This is a genomic window from Micromonospora sp. NPDC005710 (assembly GCF_040630995.1).
GTDB lineage: Bacteria > Actinomycetota > Actinomycetes > Mycobacteriales > Micromonosporaceae > Micromonospora.
Genome location: NZ_JBEXYP010000007.1, coordinates 195,937 through 217,999 on the forward strand (window position 1 = coordinate 195,937; position 22,063 = coordinate 217,999).

The following is a 22,063-nucleotide window of genomic DNA, read 5'->3' on the forward strand; positions in this document are numbered from 1 at the left end:
GCCATGACGATGCCCGAGATCACCATCGCCGCCCCGGCCCACCGCGACGCGGTGGTCGGAACCCTGGTTGCCGCTTTCGTGCAGGACCCCGTCCTGCGGTACCTGTTCCCCGACGACGACACCTACCCCCGGTACGCCGCCGCCTTCTTCGGGCACCTCTTCGACAAGCGGGTGCACCGGTCATCGATCTGGACGATCGGTGGTGGCGCCTCGGTGGCCGTCTGGGAGCCACCGGCCGACCCGTCGACCGCCGCGCACCAGTCGCCGGAGGAGGCATCCCTGTACCCGGTCGACGTGCGGGCACGGGTCGAGGGCTACGACCACGTCGTGTACGCCGCCCTGCCGACGTACCCGTTCTGGTATCTGGGTGTCCTCGGCACCCACCCGGACAGCGCCGGACGCGGTTGGGGTCGCGCCGTCATGCGGGCCGGGCTGGAGCGCGCCGCCGCCGACGGACTGCCGGCAATCCTGGAAACGAGCAACCCGGGCAACGTCGAGCTGTACCGCCGCGCCGGCTGGGAGGTGGTGGCCACCCTGGCCGAGCCCGTGCCCACCTGGATGATGCAGCAGCCGCCGCGCTGAGCCCGGCGGGGCGGGGCGGGCTGACCCGACTGATGCGGGCATCGGATGTCGGGTGGGCCTACCGGCGCCGCCTCTAGCGTTGCTGCTCGTAAGGGAAGGAGGCCCGGATGCTGGATCGGCTCAACGAGGCCATGGCGTACATCGAGCGGCACCTCGACGAGAAGATCGAGGTGGCGGAGCTGGCGCGGATCGCACTCACGTCGGAGTACCACTTCCGGCGGCTGTTCTCCGCACTGGCCGGGATGCCTCTGTCGGAGTACATCCGTCGGCGTCGGCTCACCGTCGCCGGTGCGGACGTGCTGGCGGGGGAGCGGACGTTGCTCGACGTCGCGGTGCGCCACGGCTACGGCTCGGCGGAGGCGTTCGCCCGGGCGTTCCACGCCGTGCACGGCGTGGGGCCAGGAGTTGCCCGGCGTACGGGGGCAGCGCTGCGCGCCCAGCCCCGGATGTCCTTCCGACTCACTGTCGAAGGGAGCGGCAGCATGGAGTATCGGATAGTCGACAAGGACGCGTTCGCGCTGGTGGGCCGCAAGGCCCGGGTTCCGCTGGTGCACGAGGGGATGAACCCGGCGATCGTCGCGTTCATCCGCAGCATCGACGAGGAGACGACCGGGCGGATCGAGGCGCTCTCCGATCAGGAGCCGAAGGGGATCGTCAACGTCAGCGACAACCTCGCCGACAGCCGGCAGGAGGGCACCGAGCTGGATTACTGGCACGGCGTGGTGACCGGCGCCGCACCTCCGGAGGACCTGGACGCGCTGCCGGTGCAGGCCGGGTCGTGGGCGGTGTTCAGCACGTCCGGCGCGTTTCCGCAGGCGGTGCAGTACCTGTGGCGTGACGTGTTCACCCAGTGGTTTCCGTCCAACCCGTACCGCAGCCGACCTGGCCCGGAGATCTCAAGGGTGCGGGTGTCGGCGGACGGCACCCGGGCGGACGCCGAGCTGTGGATCCCCGTCGAACGGGTCCCCAACCCTATGTAGAGTTCCGATACAGTGGTCGGATGCGGATGACCATTCCGGTCGCGAAGGTGCTCGCGGCGCTGCTCGCCGAGCCCGACGAACAGCGCTACGGGCTCGACCTCATGCGACTGACCGGGCTGCCCAGCGGCACCCTCTACCCGGTGCTGCACCGCTTGCAGGGGGCCGGCTGGCTGGCCGCCGACTGGGAGGCGATCGATCCCGTCGCGGCCGGCCGACCGGCCCGCCGCTACTACCGCCTCACGGCCGTTGGGGTGACCCAGGCCCGCCAGGCGCTCGCCGACCTGCGGGCCGCCATCCCCGACGTTCGTCGATCGTGGGGCGGCACCGAGCCCACCGGAGCGCCGGCGTGGTGACCCGCCGGATCGCCGCGCTGTTACTGGGGCTGGCCGCGCGTCGCTGGCCGGCCGAGGTTCGCGACGACCTGCACCGCGAGTGGGCAGCCGAGCTGCACGTGCTGGCCGAGAGTGGGCGCCGGGCGACGATGGTGGGCTACGCCATGAGCCTCGCCGTGAGTCGCGCCGGTGCCCCACTCGTCGACCGCACCGTGATGCGTGGTCGAGCGGGCCGGACCGCGGCGGCGTTGCTGCTGTCCCCGCTCGCCTGCGTCGGGATCATGGCTGTCAGCGCGTTGGCGATGTTCCCGCTCTACAACTGGTTGATGTTCCGGGCGAGCTGGGCGGAACGAGCGCAGAAGCCGATCTGGACGGCGTTCGTCGTCGTGCTGGGGCTTCTGCTGGCGGCGTTCGCCGCCCGCTGGGCCCGGCGCAGCGCCCTCGACAGCCCGCTGCGCATAACGTTCGGCGTGGTGCTTCCCGTCGGCACGGCGGTCATCCTGTTCATGCGCGTCAGCAACCCGGAGAGCCTGGCCGGCGCCGTACCCGGTCTGTTGCTCTGGTTGGCCGGCCTGACCCTCGCGCTCTGGGCCGCGGCGAGCCTCGCCGCCCGAGGTCGCCTCCGCGCCGCCTGGTGGGTGGGCGTCCTCGGTGCACTCGTCGCCGCGGACCTCGCGGTGATCCTCGCCGTTGTCGACGCGTACCCGGGCGGGATCGGCGCAGGGCCGACGATCGAGGCACGGGAACATGTCGACCCGATCTCCGCGCCGGTGTGGCTCTTCGCCTGCTGGACGAACTGGAACTTCGGCCTGCCCCGGCCCATCCAGTGGGAGATCTTCCTGATCACCAACCGGGTGCTGATCGAGCCCATGCTCTACCTGGCCTGCATGCCGTACGCGCTTGCGTACACCATCCGGGCGGCCCGGTCGGCGCCCGCCGAGTCGGTCACCCTCGCGCCGACCCCGGCCTGAACCTCAGTCGGGTACGTCGTCCCAGGTGGCACCCGGCTCCAGGTAACCGGTCAGCTGGTTCTCGCGCAGCGCGTAAGCGATGACCAGCAGGGCGTGCTTGTCCAGCTCCGGCAGCCGGTCCAACGGAAACCACCGCACGTCCAACGACTCGTCGTCGTTGACCCGGGCGGTGCCGGCCACCAGCCGGCACAGGAACCCCAGGTTCAGGTACTCGCAGCGGTCCCCGTTCGCGTAGGTGTGCGGGTGTGACACGGCACTGGACATCCGCACCGGGGCGACGTCCAGGCCCGTCTCCTCGCGCACCTCGCGGACCAGGGCGGTGGCCGGCTGCTCGCCCGGCTCGACGAAACCGCTGATCACCGACCAGCGCCCGTCGTCGGCGCGCTGCCCGAGCAACAGTTCCCCGGCGTCGTTGCGGACCACAGCGCTGACGCTCGGCAGCCAGAGCAGGTCGCTGCCGACGTGCTTGCGCATCCCCACGATGTAGTCCGGTATCGCCACCCGGTGATCATAGGCGCGACCCCCAGCGAGCTGCCGACGCCGTCGCCGCGAGAGTCAGCCTGACCAGGCGACGGTACGGCGGAAGCGTTCGTACTCCCGGGCGAGCTCGGCGTCGATGCGTTCCATGCGGGCCTCGGTGAGCACCACCGAGGGGCTCTGCCACTGTCGGTCGGTGAGCATCCGGCGGCGCAGTCCGGTCGGTGGGTGGGCCGCGAACAGAGACGCCTCATCACGTACCGACAGTTGGCGTAGCAGCGGCAACCGATCGGAGTTCGTGGCACGAGCCTCAGCCAACGCCGAGCGCCATCGGTCCGGGCCGTGCCCCGCCCGGGTCTCCCGACGAACCGCCAGCTTCATCGACTCCGCAGTGACCAGGGCGTCGAGCAGTTCGGTCGCGCCAGCGGAGCCGGCCACCCGAGCAGAGAGTTCGTCAGCAAGGTACTCGGCCCGTTGGCTGTCCCGCAGCGCCACGCTGACCAGCAGCAGGTGGGCGGCGAACAACACCCGGGAGATCACCCACTGGAACGCCCGACCCAGAGCATCACCCACCATCTCCACCAGCCCACCGCCGACGACGGTCTGCACCGGCCGGAACAGGTCCGCGGCAGAGCCGAGCATGGTGAACGCGGGCTGCGTGAGCAGGCCCCGGCGCGGGTCGCCGTTGACGAAGTGCCCCAGCTCGTGGCCGAGCAACGCGACCCGCTCGTTGGCAGTGAGCGAACCCCACAGTGGCAATCCGAGGCAGAGCACCTTCCGGCGCCGGAGGCCCACCGCACCCGCGTACGCGTTGATCTCGCTGTCGACGCCGACCACGTCCGGCGTCGGCGCCCCAATCGCGGTGGCCACCTCGCCGATCAGCGCGAACAGCTCCGGTGCCCGGTCTCGGGAGAGCACCTCCAGTTCCGGGTCGAGTCGACCGAACCGGGGCCGCAGCGCGATAGCCAGACCGACCATCGCGACACCGGGCAGGATCGCCAGGTTGGGAAACGGAAACGCCACAGTCAGCCACACTCCGACGACCGCGAGCGCGAATACCGCCGCGACGAGCACCAGGGACGCCAGCGCGGTCAGCGTGCGGGCGCGACTGGATCCCCTCGCTCCCAGCGGTCGCCCGGCCAGCTCAGTGAACTGCCGTGTGGTCGTCCGGAACGCCATCCGGTAGGTCCACCTGTCGACCCAGGTCCAGCCGAACTCGCGTTCGCGTCGCACCGGGTCGTACGTGTCCAGATTCCACTCGCAACGGGGGCACCAGGGCACCGCGTCAAGGACGGATGTCGTTGTGGCTCCACACCCCGGGCACGCCCCCGTACCGGTCACCGCGTTGATCACGGGACGATCCTGCACCAGGCCGCCGTACGCCGGAACTGGCCGTTCAGCCGACAGCCGGTGGCGGAGGAAAAGTGTCCCCGCCTGGGCTTCTTTTGCTGTTCCGGCCCGACGGACGCCATGCATATCTACTGTGGAGATCGTCGGCGACTTGTGCGATCCGGTGGCGGCCGGCCGGTTCGCGGTGCACAGTGATTCCCATGAGCGACAGCGAACGAAGTGGGCAGTTCTACTGGTGCACCCGGCATCACCGGGTCGAGACGGACGCCAACGTGTGTCCGGCGAAGCACGTACTCGGCCCGTACGACTCGGCGGCCGACGCGGAGAACGCCCTGCAACGAGTGCAGGAGCGGAACGAGGCGTGGGATGCCGAGGACGCTCGTTGGGCCGGGGAGAACAGATAGGCGGCGCGGGACGGCTCGCGCCGAGGTACTTCGTGCTCCGCGAGGACGCACGCGAGAGCACGTCCCCCGAGGAGGGAACCACGATGGCCGAAGCACAGCAGGCCACCAAGCGCCCGGCGGCCCGACGTACCACCGCGAAGAAGACCGCCGCGGCGGAGCGCAACACGGCCGCGAGCCGGACCACCCCCGTCCGCAAGTCCACCGCCGGTGCGACGGCGGCGAAGGCCCCGGCGCGCAAGGCCGCCGGCGGCGCGGGGCGTGCCCCGGCCAAGAAGACCACCACGGCAGCCCGGAAGGCCCCCGCGAAGAAGGCCACGACCAAGGCCACGACGACGAGCAGGGCCACCACCACGGCCAAGAAGGCCCCGGCGAAGAAGACCACCACCCGCACGACGACGGTCGCCGCGAAGCGGGCCCCCTCGTCGCGCACCTCCACCGCCGCCACGACGCGGCCGTCGACGCGCACCAGCACCGCGACTGCGAAGAAGACCAGCGCCGCGAAAAAGACCACTGGCACTGCGAAGAAGACCACCAGCGCCGCGAAGAAGACAGTGAGCGCCGCGAAGAAGACCACCACCTCGGCGGCGAAGAAGACCACCACCGCGGCCAAGGCTCCGGCCCGTAAGACCGCGACGAAGGCGTCCACCGTCAGGACGACGGCGGCGAAGAAGACTGCCGCGACGAAGGCAGCCGTCAAGAAGGCCCCGGCGAAGAAGGCCGCGTCCACCCGGCCCAGCGGCGGCGCGCGCAAGGCCCCGGCCAAGAAAGCCCCGGCCGCGAAGGCTACCGGCACCTCGTCGACCACCGCCCGCAAGGCGGCGGCGAAGAATGCCCCGGCGAAGAAGACCGTCGCGGCCAAGGCACCGGCCCGCAAGGTGACCGCCCGCAAGTCGCCGGCCCGCCCGGTCGCCGCCCGAGCCACCGCCCCGAGGGGTACCCGCAGCGCCGCTCGGAAAGCGACCGGCTGAGTACCTGCCACACCGCGTCGGGCGGATTTCCGACCAGTCACCGGAAGCGGATCACCCGTGGCGCTGTCAGGATTGACCCGTGGTCATCCGACGCGTACTCGCGCCCCGCATCGATTTCGGCGCGTTGCGCCGCGAGCTCGGCCTGCCCGAGGAGTTTCCGGCCGACGCCCAGCGCGAAGCCGACGAGGCGGCTGCGGCACCGCCGCAGCCGCCCGTCGACCGCACCGACATACCGTTCGTCACCCTCGACCCCGCCAGCTCCCGGGACCTGGACCAGGCGATGCACCTCAGCCGCCGCCCGGGTGAGGGCTACCGGGTGCGGTACGCGATAGCCGACGTCGCCGCGCACGTCACCCCTGGTGGGGCGTTGGAAGCGGAGACGTGGCGGCGGGGGCAGACGATCTACCTGCCCGACGGAAACGTGCCGCTGCACCCGCACACCCTCAGCGAGGGTGCCGCCAGCCTGCTCCCCGACGACGACCGGGCCGCTGTGGTCTGGACCATCGACCTGGACGCCGACGGCGGCACGGTGGCCGTCGAGCTGGAACGCGCCCTCGTCCGCAGTCGCGCCAAACTCGACTACGCAGGGGTGCAGGCGGCAGCCGAGGCAGGGCGGCTACCCGACCCGATCGCGCTGCTGCCGGAGATCGGCGACCGACTGACAGCCCGTGGGCTGCGCCGGGGCGCCATCAACCTGCCGCTGCCCGAGCAGGATCTGGAATCCGACGGTGAGGGCTGGCAGCTGGTGCTGCGCGCACCGATGCCGATGGAGGAGCACAACGCGCAGATCTCCCTGCTGACCGGAATGGCCGCCGCCGACATCATGCTGGCCGGTCGGGTCGGCCTGCTGCGGACCATGCCCGCGCCCAAGCCGGAGGCGGTGCAGCGACTCCGGGCCGCCGCCGCGCCGCTGGGCGTGCACTGGCCGGACGACGTGGGCCCGGGACAGGTCATCGCCGGTCTGGACGCCGCCCAGCCGCGCGCCGCCGCGTTCATCGACCAGGCCGCCGAGCTGATGCGCGGTGCCGCGTACACCGCCTTCGACGGGGAGGTGCCGGAGCACCCGGAACACGGCGGCGTGGCAGCCGCGTACGCCCACGTGACGGCACCGTTGCGACGGCTGGCCGACAGGTACGCCACCGAGGTCTGCCTGGCCCTGCACACGGGCCAGCCGGTGCCCGACTGGGCCCGCGCCGCGCTGCCGCGGCTGCCGGAGGTGATGGCGAGCACCGACCGGGTCGCCTCGGCTGCCGCTCGTGGCGCCGTCGAGTTGGCCGAGGCGGCGGTGTTGGAACACCGGGTGGGTGAGACCTTCGAGGCTGCGGTCCTCGACGTCGACGCCCCAGCCAACGGCAAGTCCCGGCCCCGACCGCCCGGCGGCACCGTCGCGCTGGACGCCCCGCCGGTGCGCGCCCGCTGCCTCGGCCAGCTGCCGCTCGGCGAACGGGTCCGCGTCCGACTGGTCACCGCCGACCCGGCGGCCCGGACCGTGCTGTTCGAGCTGGCCTGACCGGGAGCCGGTTCTGGTCCTCGTCCGCGCCCGCCAAGGCGCTGAGGTCGGCGGCAGCGGGGATTCTCACAGCACTCGGCGCTGCTGGGCGACCGGGCGGTTTGCGAGGATGAGGCCATGGCATACGACGCGAGCACACTGCCCGACGTGTCCGGGCTGACGGTCGGCATCATCGGCGGCACCGGCGACCAGGGGCGGGGCCTCGCCTACCGGTTCGCGCGGGCCGGCCAGACGGTGCTGATCGGGTCCCGGTCGGCTGAGCGGGCCGCCGAGTCCGCGGCCGAGATCGCCGCCCTGCCGGGGGTGCCGGCCGGCGGCAGCGTCACCGGTGCGGCAAACGAAGAGGTGGCCCGCCGCAGCGACGTGGTGATCATCGCGGTGCCGTGGGACGGGCACGCCGCCACGGTGGCCGCCCTCGCCGAACCGCTCGCCGGCCGGATCGTCGTCGACTGCGTCAACCCGCTCGGCTTCGACAAGCAGGGCCCGTACGCGCTGACCGTCGCCGAGGGCAGCGCCGTGCAGCAGGCCGCCGCTCTGCTGCCCGACTCCCGGGTCTGCGCCGCGTTCAACCACGTCAGCGCTCCGCTGCTGGCCGACCCCGAGGTCGACCGGATCGATCTGGACGTGCTGATCTGCACCGAGGACCGCGAGCTGGTCGACATCGTCGGCGCGCTCGCCGCCCGGATCCCCGGGATGCGGGGCATCTACGCCGGCCGGTTGCGCAACGCCCACCAGATCGAGGCGTTCACCGCCAACCTGATCGCCATCAACAAGCGTTACAAGGCACACGCCGGCATCCGCGTCACCGACCTCTGACCGAGCGGCGTGATCCACTCCGGCGTCGGGGAAGCGCGGTGTCCCGGACACCGCGGCTCGGCAGAACCGAGTGGATCACGCCGTGCTCGGCACTACTAGAAGGTGTGCTCCGCGGCCGGGAACTCGCCGTCGCGGACCTCGTCGGCGAACCTGCGGGTGGCGTCGGTGAGCGCCCCGGCCAGGTCCGCGTACCGCTTCACGAAGCGCGGCGCCTTGCCGGTCCGCAGCCCGGCCATGTCCTGCCAGACCAGCACCTGCGCGTCGGTGTCCGGGCCCGCGCCGATGCCCACTGTGGGGATCGGCAGCTCGTGGGTGACCCGCTTGGCCACCTCGCCGGGCACCATCTCCAACACCACGGCGAACGCGCCCGCCTCGGCCACCGCCCGTGCGTCGGCAAGCACCTCGTCGGCGGCCTCGCCGCGACCCTGCACGCGGTAGCCGCCCAGGGTGTGCTCGCTCTGCGGCGTGAACCCGATGTGCGCCATCACCGGGATGCCGGCGCCGACGATCGCCGCGATCTGCGCGGCGTTACGACGGCCACCCTCCAACTTCACCGCGTGGCAGCCGCCCTCCTTCATGAACCGGACGGCGGTCCGCAACGCCTGGGCCGGACCCTCCTCGTACGAGCCGAACGGCAGGTCACCGACGACAAGCGCCTGCCGGGTCGCCCGTACCACGGCCCGGACCAGCGGAAGCAGCTCGTCAGCGGTGATCGGCAACGTGGTCTCGTAACCGAACACGTTGTTGGCGGCCGAGTCACCGACGAGCAGCACCGGCACACCGGCCTGGTCGAAGATCGACGCTGTGTACTGGTCGTAGGAGGTGAGCATCGGCCACCGCTCACCGCGCTCCTTGGCGGCCGTCAGGTCGCGGGTGCGGACCCGCCGGGTGGCCGGGCCGCCGTACAGCGCGGTCACCTCGTTCGGAGTGGACTCCACCATCTTCGTCTCCCTTCCTCGAGGCCGCCTGCGCGGTCCCCGGGTTCCGTCGCGATCGTCGCACCGCGAGACGGGCCGACGGCAGGGCCCAGTGCAAGATGTCACTCCACCAGCGCGGGACCGCGCCGCGAGGTCACCGCGCGCCGACCCCGGCACCCCAAGGGGTACGGCTCAACCGTGCTCGCGCCACCGGTTGGTGATCGGCAGCCGGCGGTCCCGACCGAACGCCTTGATGGAGATCTTCGTGCCCGGAGCCGACTGCCGTCGCTTGTACTCGGCGGTATCCACCAGCCGCAGCACCTTGTCCACGATCGCCGGGTCGTGACCCGACTCGACAAGGCCGTCCCGGCCGAGGTCGCCGTCGACGTAGCCGATCAGGATCGGGTCCAGGACGTCGTAGTCGGGCAGGTTGTCACTGTCGAGCTGGCCCGGGCTCAGCTCGGCGCTCGGCGGCTTACCGATCGAGTTCTCCGGGATCGGGGCGGTCTCACCGCGGCGAGCCGCGTCCCGGTTACGCCACTTCGCGAGCCGCCAGATCAGCGTCTTCCAGACGTCCTTCACCGGGTTGAAACCGCCCACCGAGTCGCCGTACAGGGTGGAGTAGCCCACCGCCAGCTCGCTCTTGTTTCCGGTGGTCAGCACCAGGTGGCCCTCCTGGTTCGACAGCGCCATCAGGATCACGCCACGAACCCGGGCCTGGAGGTTCTCCACCGCCACGCCGGACAGCGACAGGTTCGCGAGGAAACCGTCGACCATCGGCTGGATCGGCTCGATCCGGTAGTCCAGGCCGGTCCGCTTAGCCAGGTCGGCGGCGTCCTCCCGGGAGTGCTCCGAGGAATGCTGGCTGGGCAACGACACCCCGACCACCCGGTCCGGCCCGAGCGCGTCGACGGCGAGAGCTGCCACCACCGCCGAGTCGATGCCGCCGGAGAGACCGAGCACCACCGAGGGGAACCGGTTCTTGTTGACGTAGTCGCGCAGACCCAGCACCAGCGCCTGCCACACCTCGGCCTCGTCGGCCACCGGCTCGATCAGCCCGCCGGTGGCGGCCGGGCCGGACGGCGCAGGCGGAATGCCGTCAATCGTGCTGTGCACGATCCGCATGCCGTTGGCCAGCGTGTCGGCGGGCGGCGGGGTGGCGGCGGCCGGCAACTCGATGTCGTGCACGAGCAGGTGCTCCACGAACTGCGGTGCCCGGGTGAGCAGCTCACCATCGGCGGTCACGATCATCGAGTCGCCCTCGAAGACCAGCTCGTCCTGGCCGCCCGTCATGTTGACGTACGCGACGGCGGCGCCCGCCTCGGCGGCCCGGCGGCGGACCAGTGGCAGCCGTACGTCGTCCTTGTTCAGCTCGTACGGCGAGCCGTTGATGTTGACGACCAGGCCCACCCCGGCCCGGCGGGCGGCCGCGAACGGACCGCCGGCCTGCCACAGGTCCTCGCAGATGGTCAGCGCGACGTCCACGCCGCCGATCCGCACCACAGCCAGCTCGTCGCCCGAGACGAAGTACCGGTCCTCGTCGAAGACGCCGTAGTTGGGCAGGTGGTGCTTGAAGTAGCGGGCGACCACCACACCCCGGTGCAGCAGGGCGGCGGCATTGCGGGCACCCCGGCCCGGCTCGGCGTCCCCACTGACCTGCGGCGGGCCGTCGGCGTCCAGGAAGCCGACCACCACCGGCACCTCGCCGAGACCATCGGCGGCCAGGTCGGCGGCCAACCGCTCGACGGCGGCCCGGGACGCGGCCACGAAGGAACGCCGAAAAACCAGGTCCTCGACCGGGTAACCGGTGAGCATCAACTCCGGGAAGAGCACCAGTTGGGCGCCGGCATCGGCGGCCTGGCGAGTCCAGCTACGGACCAGGTCGGCGTTTCCGGCAAGGTCGCCGACGCTCGGGTTGACCTGGGACAGGGCGAGACGCAGGGTGGGCATACCTTCATCTTGCCCCAGCCCCGTCGCGACCATCCGTACCCTCGGAGGAGATTGGCGCCACCTGCCGCGACTGGCGCCCCGGTGCCGCTGGGCCGTCCCGGCGGCGGGCGCGGGCGGCAGGGCCGGGCCCACGCTCGCCCGGCGGGACACGAGGGGACGGGCGGCGGCAGTTCGCGTAACGTCTGCGTAACCAGGCCCGGGAACACTGGGCGGTCAGGTCGGGTGCAGCCCGACCAAGGCGGACAAAAGAGTGTCGCGAGGGGTTGGGGAAGTGGACCGTCAGCAGGAGTTCGTCCTCCGCACGCTGGAAGAGCGGGACATCCGCTTCGTCCGGCTGTGGTTCACCGACGTTCTGGGCACGCTCAAGAGCGTTTCGGTGGCACCCGCCGAGCTCGAGGCGGCCTTCGAGGAAGGCATCGGCTTCGACGGCTCGGCGATCGAGGGCTTCGCCCGGGTCTTCGAATCGGACATGGTGGCCATGCCCGACCCGACCACCTTCCAGGTCTTCCCCTTCGAGGGTGGCGTCAGCGGCGAGAGCGCCCGCATGTTCTGCGACATCCTCCTGCCCGACGGCGGGCCGTCCTGGGCCGACCCCCGGCACGTCCTGCGCCGCGCGCTGTCGAAGGCCGCCGAAAAGGGCTTCACCTTCTACACCCACCCCGAGATCGAGTTCTTCCTGCTCGAAAACGGTCCGCAGGACGGCTCGGTGCCCACCCCCGTCGACACCGGCGGCTACTTCGAGCACACCACCCACGCCGTCGCGCGGGACTTCCGCCGCCAGGGCGTACTGGCGCTGGAACGGATCGGCATCTCGGTCGAGTTCAGCCACCACGAGGTCGCGCCCGGCCAGCAGGAGATCGACCTGCGCTACGCCGACGCGCTCACCACCGCCGACAACATCATGACCTTCCGGCACGTGGTCAAGGAGGTCGCGCTCTCCACCGGTGTGCAGGCCAGCTTCATGCCGAAGCCGTTCACCGACCAGCCGGGCAGCGGGATGCACACCCACCTCTCGCTCTTCGAAGGCGAGCGCAACGCCTTCCACGACAGCGGCGACCCGATGAAGCTGTCCAAGGTGGCGAAGTCCTTCATCGCCGGCCTGCTGGTGCACGCCCGCGAATACACGGCGGTCACCAACCAGTGGGTCAACTCGTACAAGCGGCTCTTCCCGCAGCACCTCCCCGACCGGATCACCGAGAGCCCCGCGTACGTCTGCTGGGGTCACCTCAACCGGTCCGCGCTGGTCCGGGTCCCCGCGTACGGCAAGCCCAACTCGGCCCGGGTCGAGGTCCGCTCGCTGGACTCGGCGACCAACCCGTACCTCGCCTTCGCGGTGCTGCTCGGTGCCGGCCTCAAGGGCATCGAGGAGGGGTACGAGCTGCCGCCGGGCGCCGAGGACGACGTCTGGTCGCTCACCAGCGCGGAGCGGCGCGCCATGGGCTACGAGGCGCTGCCGGAGAACCTCGCCGAGGCCATCGACGTCATGGCGGGCTCCGAACTGGTCGCCGAGGTGCTCGGCGAGCACGTCTTCGACTTCTTCCTGCGCAACAAGCGGGCCGAGTGGGAGCAGTACCGGCGCGAGGTCACCCCGTACGAGCGGCAGCGCTACCTGGCGCTGTAGAAGCCGGGGCTGCCGCGATTGCGCGGTGCCGCTATCGTCTCGATCACCGCGCCGGTACCCCTCCGGGCGGAGAGTCGGGAGGCAGTCGGTGCTGGAGGATGTGCTCAGCGGTGCCTGGCAGAGCGTCGTGTTCGGGATCGTCGGCATCGGGCTCATGGCAGCCGGTTTCGGGCTCGTCGACCTGCTCACCCCGGGCCGGCTGCGCGACCTGATCTGGGTCGACCGCAACGCCAACGCGGGGCTGCTGCTCGCCGCCAACCAGCTCGGCATCGCCGGGATCGTCTTCACCGCGATCCTGACCAGCTACAGCGACTTCGGGAAGGGGCTCGCCTCCACCGCGGTCTTCGGGCTGGTCGGGTTGGTGATCATGGCCTTGGCCTTCGTGGTGCTGGATCTGCTCACGCCCGGCAAGCTCGGCGAGGTCATCTGCTCACCCGAACCGCACCCGGCCGCCCGGGTCAGCGCCGCCACCCACTTCGGGGCCGCACTGATCGTCTGCGCCTGCATCGCCTGAGGCGGTCGGTCACCCGGGTCGCCGTACCGGCGCGGTCGTCCGCGCCGGCGGGCCCAGGGGCCTTCCGCGCCGGCCGGCCCACGGGCCTTCCGCGCCGGCGGGCCCACGGGCCTTCCGCGCCGGCGGGCCCACGGGCCTTCCGCGCCGGCGGGCCCACGGGCCTTCCGCGCCGGCGGGCCCACGGGCCATCCGGGCGGTCGTCCGAGCCTGCCGGCCCGCCTGCCGATGATCGACTCGGCTTCCTTGATGTCGGGGTGTCCGCGTGCGTGGATCACCGCGACTTCTTGGAAACCGAGTCGATCAAGCCGCGACAGGCCCGGGCCGACCGGGGCGTACCAGGAGCGGCCCCGGTCCCGCCGGTGTGCCGGCCGGCCCGGGGCCGCCCGATTACTTGCCCGGCGTACCTTCGCCGTGGGGGCCGCGGTGACCGCCCGGGCCGGGGAAGACGCCGGCCTCGACGGCCTTGGTGATGGCGTCGGCCTGCTCCTGGGTGAGCTTGCCGTCCTTGACCGCCTGATCCAGGCGCTGCTTCAGCGCGGCCTGCCGGTCCTCGGCGGACGGGCGCTGGGGGCGGTCGGCCGGCCGGTGCTGCTCGCGGATCTTCTCCAGTGCGGCGGTCACCTTGTCGGTGGGTACGCCCAGTTCCTTGGCGAGGGACTCGGCGAACTTGCCCTGCCGGTCGGCCTTCGCGCCGGGAGCGGTGCCCGGGCCCGCGTCGGGAGCCGGGGCGGTGCTGGCGCTCGGTGTCGGCGTTGGCGTGTCGGCAGCGAACGCGATCGTCGGGGCTGCGATCCCGACGCCGAGGACGCCGGCGGTGGCCAGGCCGGCCAGCAGGTGCTTCCTACGGATGGTGCGGGACATGCTCTCCTCCAGAGGTTCGGTCATCCTGCGCTGTCGTAACCGACAGTGACGGAGCTGTCTGGGGGAAGGCCGTGGCGAACCTGTCAGCGAGCTGACAATCCTGGGGCGGGGGCGGAAATCGGTTGTGTCGTCGCTGGTTGAGCGGTCAGGGTGGACGATCCACCGGCGGAAGGACACGACGGAATGACGGTCCAGATTCGGGAGATTCCACTCGTCGAGGCAGACGCCGGGCCGTACGGCATCACGGCAGGCCCGGACGGCGCGCTGTGGCTGACGCTGGCCCGTGCCGGTGGCATCGCCCGGCTGTCGCCCGAGGGTGCGGTCCGGACGTACCCGCTGGAGCCGGCCGGCGGCCGTCCGCTGATCATCACGACCGGCCCGGACGGGGCGCTCTGGTTCACCCGCTCGGGAGACGACCGGATCGGACGGATCACCGTCGACGGCGAGCAGCGCACCGTCGCCCTGCCGGCCGGCACCGGGCCCGGCGGCATCGCAGTCGGGCCTGACGGCGCGCTCTGGTACGCCGGGATGACCTCCGACACGATCGGCCGGGTGGAGACCGACGGCACCCACAGCGCGTTCCCGCTGCCGGTGACCGGCGGTTTCGCCTCGATGATCACTGCTGGCGCGGACCAGGCTCTCTGGTTCACCCTCCACCAGGCGAACGCGATCGGTCGGATCGATCTCGACGGCGCTGTCACGCTGCATCAGTTACCCACCGCGAAGGCCGGCCCGGTCGGCATCACCCTCGGCGACGACGGCGCGATCTGGTTCGTGGAGATCGCCGCCGGTCAGCTCGGTCGGATCAGCCCGGATGGCGAGATCACCGAGTTCCCACTGCCGGACCGGGCGGCCCGTCCGCACGCGATAGTGACCGACCCGGACGGCGGCGCGTGGTTCACCGAGTGGGGTGCCAACCGGATCGGTCATCTCGATCCCACCGGACGGATCGAGGGTTACGCCCTCCCCACCCCCGACGCCGAGCCACACGGAATCACCCGTACCCCCACCGGCATCTGGGCCGCCCTGGAAATCGGCGCCATAGCCCACCTGACCCCACCCCCCTAAACCCCACCCCCACCCCCACCCCCACCCCCACCCGGCCGCCCCACCCCCTCGCCCTGGTTGATCAAGAGGTTTGCGTCAGTTTCGGAGCGGATCCTGACGCAAACCTCTTGATCACCGGGGTGGGGCGGGGCGGGGTGCGGGCGGGAGGGCGGGGTGGAGGGGTGCGTTACTGGACGGCGGGGGCCGCGGTGAGGGTGGCGGTGGTGGTGTCGAGGGTGGCGGTGGTGCCGACGGGGACTGTCAGTTGGTCGGGGCCGTGGCCGATGGGGAGGCCGCCGAGAACCGGTACGCCCAGGTCGCCGAGGCGTTCGGTGAGGACGTCGACGATCGTGGTGTCCCAGCCGTCGCCGCATTCGGTGAACTGCCCGACGGCCACCCCGGCCAGTCCGTCCAACGCGCCGGCGCGCAGCAGGTGGGTGAGCATCCTGTCGACCTTGTACGGAGGCTCCTGCACATCCTCGATCAACAGCACCGCACCGGTCAGGTCCGGCAGATCCGGGGTGCCGATCGACGCGGCGATCAGGCACAGGTTGCCGCCGAGCAGGGTGCCGGTGGCGCGACCCGGTACGCGTACGCCGAAGGTCTCCTCGGTGGGGACCGCGGTGATCGACACCGGTTCGGTGGTCATCAACGCCGCGTGCAGGGATTCGGCGGAGCGCAGCGGCGTCCGCTCGTCGCGCCAGGCCGCCCCGGGGCCGTGCACCCCGGCGAGGCGGGCGCCCCGCCACAGCGCGAACTGCAGGGCGGTGATGTCCGAGAAACCGGCCACCACCTTCGGATCACGGCGGACGGCGGCCATGTCGATGGCGTCCACGATCCGTTGGGCGCCGTAGCCGCCGCGCGTACAGATCACCCCTCGCACCTCGGGGTCGGCGAAGGCCGCGTTCAGGTCGGCAGCGCGTAGGTCGTCGGTGCCGGCGAGGTAACCGTGGCGGTCGTACGCGTGCGGCGCCGGCACCGGGCGCAGTCCCCAGCCGGTGAGCAGTTCCACGCCCCGGGCCACCCGCTCCGGTGAGGTGGGCCCGGCTGGGGACACCAGCAGGACGGTGTCACCCGGGCGCAGCACGGGCGGGCGTACGGAGGCGCTGTCCTCGCTGATCACAACCGCAGAGCCTAACCACCCTGCCGTGGCCGGGGCCCGCCCACGGGGGAGGGGAGGCAGCGCGCGGGTGGCCGGGGCCCGCGTACGGGCGGCGGATGCGTGGTGTGGCCCGTGCCGGGGCGCGGTGCCGTGCGGTGTACCGGCTAGCCTCGACGGGTGGCAACCGCGCTGGTGATCGAGAACGACCCGACGGACGACGCGCGCCGGCTGGGTGAGTGGCTGACCGAGGCTGGGCTGGAGCTGTGGGTGGTGCGCCCGCACGCCGGCGACGAGCTGCCCGCCGACCTGGAGGGGTACACGGCGCTCGTGGTGCTCGGCGGGGACCAACAGGCGTACCCGTTGCCGGACGGCTCGCCGGGTGCACAGTGGTTTCCGGCGGTGGAGGGCCTGCTGCGCAAGGCGGTCCGATACCGGGTGCCGACCCTGGCGGTGTGCCTGGGCGCGCAGTTGCTCGCCACCGCGCACGCCGGGTCGGTGGAGCGCAGCCCGTCCGGGCCGGAGATCGGCCCCGGCGTGGTCGGCCGGCGCGACGCCGCCGAGAACGACCCGCTGTTCCGGTACGTGCCGCTGATCCCCGACGTGCTCCAGTGGCACTCCGACGAGATCACCGAGCTGCCGCGGGGCGCGACCCTGCTGGCCGCCTCCACCCGTTATCCGCATCAGGCGTTCCGCCTCGGTGACCGGGCGTGGGGTCTGCAGTTCCACATCGAGTGCGACGCGGCGATGATCGCCGACTGGGCAACCGACTCGGCCCAACTCGCCGAGCTGGGCTACGACCCGGAGTTGGTGGTCGCCGCCTGCGCATCGGTGCTGGCCGACGTCGAGGAGGTCTGGCAACCGTTCGCCGCGCGGTTCGCCGCGTTGGCCCTCGGCGAGTTGGACGACAGCACGATGCGGCGCGGCCTGCCGCTGCTCGGGCACTGATGAGCAGGCCGACCAGGGCACCGGGCCGGCTCGCCCGGTACGGCTTCGGCACGGCCGAGGGCGACGGCGGCGCGCGGGCCGCGGACCTGCTCGGCCCGGAAGGGCTGCGGTTGTGGCAGCCGGCCGAGCAGGAGCCGGTCGACGAGGCCGCGGCCGAGCTGCTCGCCGGGCTGTCCCGGGCCGCCGACCCGGACCTGGCGCTGCGCCAACTGCACCGCATCGTGGAGGCCGAGAGCCGCGCCACGGAAGGCAGCGCCGCAACCCGGACCGCCGCCGACGGCAGCGCCGGGAGCCGGACCGCCGCCGACGGCAGCGCCGGGGGCCGGACCGCCGGATCGCCCCTGCTCGCGGATCTGCACAAGGATCCCGGGCTGCGGCGGCGGCTGATCGCGGTGCTCGGCGCGTCGGCGGCGCTCGGCGACCACCTGGTGGCCCACCCGGAGCACTACCAGACGCTGCGGACCGCCCCGGACGGGCTCGCCCCGACCGCCGAGGGGCGGTTGGACCCGACCGAGGGCGTCAACGCGGTGGCGGCGCTGCGGACCGCGTACCGGCTGGCGTTGTTGCGGATCGCGGCGGCCGACCTGACGGGCGGTCGCGGCTTGGAGCAGACGATGGCCGCGCTGTCGGCGCTTGCCGACGCGACGCTCTCCGCGGCGTACGAGATCGCTGTCGAGGAGTTGGCGGAGGGCACCGAGCGGCCTCGGCTGGCGGTCGTGGCGATGGGCAAGTGCGGCGGCGGCGAACTGAACTACGTGTCCGACGTGGACGTCATCTTCGTGGCCGCCGAGGACGCCGATCTGTCCGCGGCGACCCAGGTGGCGACCCGTCTGATCTCCATCTGCGGGTTGGTCGCCTGGCCGGTGGACGCCGCGCTGCGCCCCGAGGGCAGCCGGGGCCCGCTGGTGCGGACCCTTGCCAGCCACCTGGCCTACTACCGGCGGTGGGCGCGTACCTGGGAGTTCCAGGCGTTGCTGAAGGCCCGCCCGGCCGCCGGGGACCTGCCCCTGGCCCAGGAGTGGATCGACCAGCTCGCGCCGCTGGTCTGGCGGGCGGCCGAGCGGCCCGAGGCGGTGGAGGACGTCCGCGCGATGCGTCGCCGGATCATCGACCACATTCCGCCGAAGGAGTTGGAGCGCGAGATCAAGCGCGGCCCCGGCGGGCTGCGCGACATCGAGTTCGCCGTCCAGTTGCTGCAACTCGTGCACGGTCGCGGCGACGAGACGCTGCGCCCGCCCGGCACCATCCCGGCGTTGCGGGCGCTCGTCGCCGGCGGCTACGTCGGCCGGGCCGACGGTGAGGCCCTGTTGCGCGGCTACCGTTTCCTGCGCAGCGTCGAGCACCGGCTGCAACTCCAGGGCCTGCGTCGTACGCACACAGTGCCGGCCGAGCCGGGCGCGCTGCGCTGGCTCGCCGCCGCTCTGGGTTTCACCGCAGCGCCGGGGCGCAGCGCCGTGGAGAGCTTCCGGGCCGAGTGGGTCACCCACGCCACCGAGGTACGACGGCTGCACGCGAAACTGCTCTACCGGCCGCTGCTGGAGTCGGTGGCCCGGGTTCCGGCCGACGGGCTGCGGCTCACCCCGGAGGCGGCCCGGAACCGTCTGGAGATCCTCGGCTTCGCCGACCCGGCCGGGGCGTTGCGTCACCTCCAGGCTCTCACCGGCGGGGTGAGCCGCACGGCGGCCATCCAGCGCACGTTGCTGCCGGTGCTGCTCAGCGAGTTCGCCGACGCGCCGGAGCCGGACCGGGGGCTGCTCAACTACCGTAAGGTCTCCGACAAGCTGGGCAGCACCCCCTGGTACCTGCGGCTGCTGCGCGACGGCGGCCCGGTGGCCCGCCGGTTGGCCCGGGTGCTCGCGCTGTCCCGGTACGTCGCCGACCTGCTCGCCCGCGACCCGGAGGCGCTGCGGCTGCTGGCCGAGGAGAACGAGTTGGCACCCCGCCCGCCCGAGGTGCTGCGGGAGGGGTTCCTGGCGGCGGCGGCCCGGCACTCTGACCCGGTCGAGGCGACAAGCGCGGTCCGAGCGCTCCGACGTCGGGAGTTGGTCCGGGTGGCCTGCGCCGACGTGCTCTGCCGGGCGGGCGCGCTCGCGCCCAGCCCCACCCGCGCGGACGACGCGAAACGTGCCCCCGGGCTGTCCGACATCACCGCTGTCGGTACGGCGCTCGCCGACGTCACCGACGCCACCCTGGCCGCCGCGCTGCGGGCCGCGCAGGCCAGCCAACCCGCACCGGAAGGCCTGCGGTTCGCGGTGATCGGCATGGGTCGGCTCGGCGGGTACGAGTCGAACTACCTCTCCGACGCCGACGTGTTGTTCGTCTACGACCCGCCCCCGGGCACCAGCGAGAGCGCTGCCAGTGCCGCCGCGCACGCCGTCGCCGAGGAGCTGCGCCGACTGCTCGGCGTACCCGCCCCCGACCCGCCGCTGGGTGTCGACGCCGACCTGCGGCCGGAGGGGCGCCAGGGTCCGCTGGTGCGCAGCCTCGCCGCGTACGCGCAGTACTACGCCCGCTGGTCTCGGGTGTGGGAGGCGCAGGCGTTGCTGCGCGCCCGGTTCGTCTGCGGGAACGCCGACCTGGGCGCCGAGTTCGAGGCGATGATCGAGCCGGTGCGCTACCCGGCCGACGGGCTGACCCGCGAACAGGTCGTCGAGATCCGGCGGATCAAGGCCCGGGTGGAGACCGAGCGACTGCCCCGGGGCGCCGACCCGGCCACCCACACCAAGCTGGGTCGAGGTGGGCTCGCCGACGTGGAGTGGGCTGTGCAACTCGTCCAGCTCCGGCACGCCGGGGCGATCCCGGAGCTGCGCGGCACGCGTACCCTCGATGCCCTCGCGGCGGCCGAGCGGGCCGGCCTGGTCGACCCGACGGACGCCACGGAGATGGCCGCCGGTTGGGCCTTGGCCGCGCAGGTCCGCAACGCGTTGATGCTGGTCCGGGGCCGCGCCGGCGACCAACTGCCCCGGCACGGGGTGGAGTTGGCCGGGGTGGCCCGGCTGCTCGGTCGCGACGATCCGGGGGAGTTCCTCGACGAGTATCTGCGCACCGGCCGTCGCTCCCGCGCCGCCGCCGAACGGGTCCTCGATGCCTGACGCGTCGCCGCGCCCGACCGGGCGGAGCGTCGCGGGCTGGGTGGCGGCGCCCGGGGTCGCGGTGGTGCTCGCCGCCGCCTTCCTGCTCGCGCCGCCGATGGGCACCGACCTCGCCGCGCAGGTGGCCCGTGCCGGGTTCACCGAGCGGTACGGGGCCGCGCCCGTCGACTTCGGCTGGTACGGCGGCGTCAACCAGTACGGCTACAGCCTCTTCACCGCCCGGTTGGGGGCGCTGATCGGGGTGCGTCCGCTGGGCGCGATCGCCGCGGTGGTCGGCGCGGCCGCGCTGGGTTGGCTGTTCGCCCGCAACCGGGCCCGCCGGCCGCTGCTGGCCGGGGTCCTCGGCGCGGTGGTGCTCGTCGGCAACCTGGCGAGCGGTCGGATCACCTTCGCGGTCGGGCTGGCGTTCGGGCTGCTGGCGCTGTGTGCGGTGAGCGCGGAACGCCCGCCGCGCTGGGCCCGGTTGGCGCTCGCCGCCGCCTGCGCCGCCCTGGCCACGGCGGCCAGCCCGGTCGCCGGCCTGTTCACCGGGCTGGCCGGCGCGGCGTTGCTGCTGGCGGCCCTGCGGACCGGTGCCGGGCCGGGCCGCCCGCTGCCCGGAGGCTGGCGCGCCGAGCGACCACTGGCCGAGGGGTTCGTCCTGGCCGTGGCGCCCGCCGTTACGCTCGCCCCGATCGCGTTCGTGTTCGGCAATGGCGGCACCCAGCCGTACTCGGCCGAGTCCATGCGCATCAACGTCGCGCTCACGGTGCTGGTGGCGGTCGTGCTTCCGCGTCGCCGCCGGGTGCTGCGCGTCGGCGCGGCGCTCACCGTGCTGCTGCTGATCGGGGCGTACTACCTGCCCAGCCCGATCGGGTCCAACGCGCTGCGGCTGCCGATGCTGTTCGCAGTGCCCGTGCTGGCCGGGTACGCCGCGCTGCCGGGGGCGTGGCTGGCCGGGCTGCTCGCCGCGACGGTCTGGTGGCAGTCGCCGGTGATGGTGAGCGACGTGACCCGGGCCGGCGCGCCGGAAAGCTCCGCGGGTTTCTACCAGCCGCTCGTCGCCGAACTCGACAGGCGGCAACCGGCCGGGCGGGTCGAGGTGGTGCCGCTACGCGACCACTGGGAGTCCGCGTACCTGCCGCCGACAGTGCCACTGGCCCGGGGCTGGGAACGCCAGGTCGACAGCGACCGCAACGCGCTGTTCTACGACGGCAGCCTCAGCTCGCAGACGTACGAGCAGTGGCTCCGGCACGAGGCGGTGACCCATGTGGTGCTCGCCCCCGACGCGCCCGCGGACAAGTGGGGCCGTGACGAGGCCGCACTGATCCGCGCCGGCCTGCCGTACCTGCGGGAGGTCTGGCGTGACCCGACCTGGCGGATGTACGAGGTGGCCGACCCGACTCCGCTGGTCGGTGCCCCGGGTCGACTCGTCGACGCCGATCGCGGCGCGGTCCGGCTGACCGCCACACCCGGGGACGTGCCGGTCCGGGTGCGCTGGTCGCGCTGGCTCACACTGAACGGCCCGGACGGCTGCCTCCGACCCGGGGCGGACGGGTGGACCGAGGTGCGGGTCCGGGCCGCCGGCGACTACTCCGTCTCGAGCGGGTTGGTGCCCGCGCGCCACTGCTGACCGTCCGGGTGC

20 protein-coding genes are annotated in these 22,063 nt (G+C 72.7%); 14 read left to right on the forward strand and 6 right to left on the reverse strand.

Annotated features, from left to right (window positions below):
• Window positions 1-3 precede the first annotated feature (3 nt).
• From ABZ406_RS12385 to ABZ406_RS12400, 4 genes are all read left to right on the forward strand, one after another.
• A complete protein-coding gene (locus tag ABZ406_RS12385; RefSeq protein ID WP_357759525.1) occupies window positions 4-582 on the forward strand; it encodes a GNAT family N-acetyltransferase in 579 nt (192 codons plus the stop codon).
• Window positions 583-689: 107 nt separating this feature from the next.
• Window positions 690-1,562 (forward strand): AraC family transcriptional regulator, encoded by an 873-nt coding sequence (locus ABZ406_RS12390; protein ID WP_357759529.1) that lies wholly within the window; start codon window positions 690-692, stop codon window positions 1,560-1,562.
• 20 nt (window positions 1,563-1,582) lie between these two features.
• The gene (locus ABZ406_RS12395) at window positions 1,583-1,915 is read left to right on the forward strand and encodes a helix-turn-helix transcriptional regulator (protein WP_357759532.1); all 333 of its coding nucleotides are present in this window, start codon (window positions 1,583-1,585) and stop codon (window positions 1,913-1,915) included.
• Complete coding sequence (locus tag ABZ406_RS12400; protein ID WP_357759534.1) at window positions 1,909-2,865, forward strand: hypothetical protein; 957 nt, start codon at window positions 1,909-1,911, stop codon at window positions 2,863-2,865. The genes ABZ406_RS12395 and ABZ406_RS12400 overlap by 7 nt, the downstream gene beginning before the upstream one ends.
• A 3-nt stretch (window positions 2,866-2,868) precedes the next feature.
• Here ABZ406_RS12400 and ABZ406_RS12405 read toward each other — a convergent pair whose 3' ends face one another.
• Both ABZ406_RS12405 and ABZ406_RS12410 read right to left on the reverse strand, forming a co-directional pair.
• Complete coding sequence (locus ABZ406_RS12405) at window positions 2,869-3,366, reverse strand: NUDIX domain-containing protein (protein WP_357759537.1); 498 nt, start codon at window positions 3,364-3,366, stop codon at window positions 2,869-2,871.
• Window positions 3,367-3,420: 54 nt separating this feature from the next.
• Entirely contained in the window at window positions 3,421-4,575 is a 1,155-nt protein-coding gene (locus ABZ406_RS12410) for a M48 family metallopeptidase (RefSeq protein WP_357759540.1), read from the reverse strand.
• Between the two features lie 317 nt (window positions 4,576-4,892).
• Here ABZ406_RS12410 and ABZ406_RS12415 point away from each other — a divergent pair, with 317 nt between their 5' ends.
• The 4 genes from ABZ406_RS12415 to npdG all read left to right on the forward strand — a co-directional run bounded on the left by ABZ406_RS12415 (window position 4,893) and on the right by npdG (window position 8,390).
• The gene (locus ABZ406_RS12415; RefSeq protein ID WP_357759543.1) at window positions 4,893-5,096 is read left to right on the forward strand and encodes a hypothetical protein; all 204 of its coding nucleotides are present in this window, start codon (window positions 4,893-4,895) and stop codon (window positions 5,094-5,096) included.
• Between the two features lie 83 nt (window positions 5,097-5,179).
• Complete coding sequence (locus ABZ406_RS12420) at window positions 5,180-6,064, forward strand: histone (RefSeq protein WP_357759546.1); 885 nt, start codon at window positions 5,180-5,182, stop codon at window positions 6,062-6,064.
• Window positions 6,065-6,143: 79 nt separating this feature from the next.
• A complete protein-coding gene (locus ABZ406_RS12425; RefSeq protein ID WP_357759549.1) occupies window positions 6,144-7,574 on the forward strand; it encodes an RNB domain-containing ribonuclease in 1,431 nt (476 codons plus the stop codon).
• Between the two features lie 117 nt (window positions 7,575-7,691).
• Complete coding sequence (gene npdG / locus ABZ406_RS12430) at window positions 7,692-8,390, forward strand: NADPH-dependent F420 reductase (protein WP_357759552.1); 699 nt, start codon at window positions 7,692-7,694, stop codon at window positions 8,388-8,390.
• Between the two features lie 95 nt (window positions 8,391-8,485).
• Here the strand turns inward: npdG and panB are convergent, their stop codons facing one another.
• Both panB and ABZ406_RS12440 read right to left on the reverse strand, forming a co-directional pair.
• Window positions 8,486-9,331: a 3-methyl-2-oxobutanoate hydroxymethyltransferase gene (gene panB / locus ABZ406_RS12435; RefSeq protein ID WP_357759555.1), complete on the reverse strand. Its 846-nt coding sequence runs from the start codon at window positions 9,329-9,331 to the stop codon at window positions 8,486-8,488.
• Window positions 9,332-9,499: 168 nt separating this feature from the next.
• The gene (locus ABZ406_RS12440) at window positions 9,500-11,257 is read right to left on the reverse strand and encodes an NAD+ synthase (RefSeq protein WP_357759558.1); all 1,758 of its coding nucleotides are present in this window, start codon (window positions 11,255-11,257) and stop codon (window positions 9,500-9,502) included.
• Between the two features lie 271 nt (window positions 11,258-11,528).
• Between ABZ406_RS12440 and glnA the strand changes: the two genes are divergently transcribed.
• Window positions 11,529-12,878, forward strand: coding sequence for a type I glutamate--ammonia ligase (gene glnA, locus ABZ406_RS12445; protein ID WP_210787424.1), 1,350 nt, complete (start codon window positions 11,529-11,531; stop codon window positions 12,876-12,878).
• An 88-nt stretch (window positions 12,879-12,966) separates the two neighbouring features.
• Window positions 12,967-13,392, forward strand: coding sequence for a DUF350 domain-containing protein (locus tag ABZ406_RS12450; RefSeq protein WP_357759561.1), 426 nt, complete (start codon window positions 12,967-12,969; stop codon window positions 13,390-13,392).
• A 387-nt stretch (window positions 13,393-13,779) separates the two neighbouring features.
• On the opposite strand, the gene ABZ406_RS12455 is transcribed toward ABZ406_RS12450, so the two are convergent.
• Window positions 13,780-14,253, reverse strand: coding sequence for a hypothetical protein (locus ABZ406_RS12455; protein WP_357759765.1), 474 nt, complete (start codon window positions 14,251-14,253; stop codon window positions 13,780-13,782).
• A 183-nt stretch (window positions 14,254-14,436) separates the two neighbouring features.
• Between ABZ406_RS12455 and ABZ406_RS12460 the strand changes: the two genes are divergently transcribed.
• Window positions 14,437-15,321, forward strand: coding sequence for a virginiamycin B lyase (locus ABZ406_RS12460; protein ID WP_357759564.1), 885 nt, complete (start codon window positions 14,437-14,439; stop codon window positions 15,319-15,321).
• A gap of 166 nt (window positions 15,322-15,487) precedes the next feature.
• Here the strand turns inward: ABZ406_RS12460 and ABZ406_RS12465 are convergent, their stop codons facing one another.
• Window positions 15,488-16,423 carry an LD-carboxypeptidase gene (locus ABZ406_RS12465; protein WP_357759567.1) on the reverse strand — a complete coding sequence of 312 codons (936 nt, stop codon included), beginning with the start codon at window positions 16,421-16,423 and terminating at the stop codon, window positions 15,488-15,490.
• Between the two features lie 156 nt (window positions 16,424-16,579).
• Here ABZ406_RS12465 and ABZ406_RS12470 point away from each other — a divergent pair, with 156 nt between their 5' ends.
• From ABZ406_RS12470 to ABZ406_RS12480, 3 genes are read left to right on the forward strand one after another with little or no spacing between them, the layout of a single operon-like run.
• Entirely contained in the window at window positions 16,580-17,347 is a 768-nt protein-coding gene (locus ABZ406_RS12470; RefSeq protein ID WP_357759570.1) for a type 1 glutamine amidotransferase, read from the forward strand.
• Window positions 17,347-20,439 carry a bifunctional [glutamine synthetase] adenylyltransferase/[glutamine synthetase]-adenylyl-L-tyrosine phosphorylase gene (locus tag ABZ406_RS12475; protein WP_357759573.1) on the forward strand — a complete coding sequence of 1,031 codons (3,093 nt, stop codon included), beginning with the start codon at window positions 17,347-17,349 and terminating at the stop codon, window positions 20,437-20,439. The genes ABZ406_RS12470 and ABZ406_RS12475 overlap by 1 nt, the downstream gene beginning before the upstream one ends.
• Window positions 20,432-22,051 carry a hypothetical protein gene (locus ABZ406_RS12480; RefSeq protein ID WP_357759576.1) on the forward strand — a complete coding sequence of 540 codons (1,620 nt, stop codon included), beginning with the start codon at window positions 20,432-20,434 and terminating at the stop codon, window positions 22,049-22,051. The genes ABZ406_RS12475 and ABZ406_RS12480 overlap by 8 nt, the downstream gene beginning before the upstream one ends.
• The last annotated feature ends 12 nt before the right edge of the window (window positions 22,052-22,063 follow it).